The organism is Klebsiella sp. MS 92-3, from assembly GCF_000195655.1.
In the GTDB taxonomy this organism is placed as follows: Bacteria; Pseudomonadota; Gammaproteobacteria; order Enterobacterales; family Enterobacteriaceae; genus Klebsiella; species Klebsiella pneumoniae.
Genome location: NZ_GL882816.1, coordinates 50457 through 52464, shown reverse-complemented (window position 1 = coordinate 52464; position 2008 = coordinate 50457). Strand labels below are relative to the sequence as shown.

The 2008-nt window shown below is 60.4% G+C and carries 2 protein-coding genes; one reads left to right on the top strand and one right to left on the bottom strand.

Translation table 11 applies throughout. From position 1 onward, the window contains the following. Positions 1 to 42: 42 nt before the first annotated feature. The gene (mak, locus tag HMPREF9538_RS11915) at positions 43 to 957 is read right to left on the bottom strand and encodes a fructokinase (protein WP_004177274.1); all 915 of its coding nucleotides are present in this window, start codon (positions 955 to 957) and stop codon (positions 43 to 45) included. A gap of 89 nt (positions 958 to 1046) precedes the next feature. Between mak and rdgC the strand changes: the two genes are divergently transcribed. Continuing rightward, on the top strand, positions 1047 to 1958 hold the full coding sequence (gene rdgC, locus HMPREF9538_RS11920; protein WP_002890285.1) for a recombination-associated protein RdgC: 912 nt from the start codon (positions 1047 to 1049) through the stop codon (positions 1956 to 1958). The last annotated feature ends 50 nt before the right edge of the window (positions 1959 to 2008 follow it).

The following is a 2008-nucleotide window of genomic DNA, read 5'->3' as shown; positions in this document are numbered from 1 at the left end:
CCCCCCCCCCGGGGGGGGGGGGCCGGGGTGCGGGGAAGCGGTTCAGGTCCCCTGGAGCGGCCACAGCCAGGCCGCGCCGCGTACCCCGCTGGAGTCGCCGTGCATCGCTTTGCGGATCGGCGTTTCACACTCGCCGCCGAAGACCCACTGCTTCACCAGGTCCGGCACCGTCTGATACAGCCGTTCGACGTTGCTCATCCCGCCGCCCAGCACGATAACGTCCGGGTCGAGGATATTCACCACGTGGGCCAGCGATTTCGCCAGCCGCTGTTCATAGCGGCTCAGCGCCAGTTCAGCCTTTTCGTCACCTTCTCCCACCAGGCGCATAATCTCGCTGCCGGTTAACCCTCGGCCGCTCAGCCGCTGATAGTCGGTGGCGAAACCGGTGCCGGAGATAAAGGTTTCGATACACCCCTGTTTGCCGCAGTAGCAAGGGACTTCCGCACGGTAGCGTAGCTCATCGTCGTTCATCCACGGCAATGGGTTATGTCCCCATTCGCCAGCGTTACCATTGCCGCCGATATGCGCCCGCCCGTTGAGCGCCACCCCGGCGCCGCAGCCGGTGCCGATAATCACCGCGAATACCGTTTGCGCCCCCGCCGCCGCGCCGTCCACCGCTTCCGACACCGCCAGACAGTTGGCATCGTTAGCCAGCCGGACTTCCCGCTCAAGGCGCAGGCTGAGGTCCTTATCAAAGGGCTGGCCGTTGAGCCAGGTCGAGTTGGCGTTTTTCACCACCCCGGTATAAGGCGAAATTGAGCCAGGAATGCCCATCCCCACGGTACCCTGCTGTCCGGTCGCCTGCTCGGCCATCGCCACCAGAGTGGCGATGGTCTCGATGGTTTGCCGGTAGTCCTGCCGCGGCGTGGGTAACCGGTGGCGAAACAGCTGCTCTCCCTGGTCGCTCAGGGCTATCACTTCGGTTTTTGTTCCACCTAAATCAATACCAATACGCACGCTCAGCTCCTCACCGATTAACAATGCAAGCATAGCGACAATTCGCTATCATGCCCGCCTGATTTAACGACAAAGCCGTGGAAATTATCATGCTGTGGTTCAAAAATTTAATGGTTTACCGTCTCAGCCGCGATATCGAATTGCGCGCCGAGGAGATGGAAAAACAGCTGGCCGAGCTGACATTTACCCCTTGTGGCAGCCAGGATATGGCGAAAACCGGTTGGGTGTCGCCGATGGGATCGCACAGCGACGCGCTGACGCATACGGCAAACGGCCAGATCATTATCTGCGCGCGTAAAGAAGAGAAGATCCTGCCGTCGCCGGTGATTAAGCAGGCGCTGGAGGCAAAGATCCAGAAGCTGGAAGCCGATCAGGGGCGCAAGCTGAAGAAGACCGAGAAAGATTCCCTGAAAGATGAAGTGCTGCACTCGCTACTGCCGCGCGCCTTCAGCCGCTTCAGCCAGACAATGATGTGGATAGACACCGTCAACGGCCTGATCATGGTCGACTGCGCCAGCGCGAAGAAAGCGGAAGATACTCTGGCCCTGCTGCGTAAAACCCTCGGCTCGCTGCCGGTGGTGCCGCTGACCCTGGAGAATCCGATTGAGCTAACGCTGACCGAGTGGGTCCGCTCCGGCACCGTGGCGCAGGGCTTCCAGCTGCTGGACGAAGCCGAGCTGAAAGCGATGCTGGAAGATGGCGGCGTGATCCGCGCCAAGAAGCAGGATCTGGTTAGCGACGAAATCGCTGTACACATTGAGGCCGGGAAGGTCGTCACCAAGCTGGCGCTGGACTGGCAGCAGCGTATTCAGTTTGTGATCTGCGACGACGCGTCAATTAAACGCCTCAAGTTCTGCGATGAACTGCGCGACCAAAACGAAGATATCGATCGGGAAGATTTCGCCCAGCGCTTTGACGCCGACTTTATCTTAATGACCGGCGAGCTGGCTGCCCTGATCCAAAGCCTGGTGGAAGGGCTCGGCGGCGAAGCGCAGCGCTAAGCGCCGCTTTCCTTCCTGCCGGGCAGGAAGGAAAAAACAACCCGGCGGCA

What these genes read in the sequence shown, in the direction of transcription:
- rdgC (WP_002890285.1), top strand. Translation starts at nt 1,047, where the DNA reads ATGCTGTGGTTCAAAAATTTAATGGTTTACCGTCTCAGCCGCGATATC.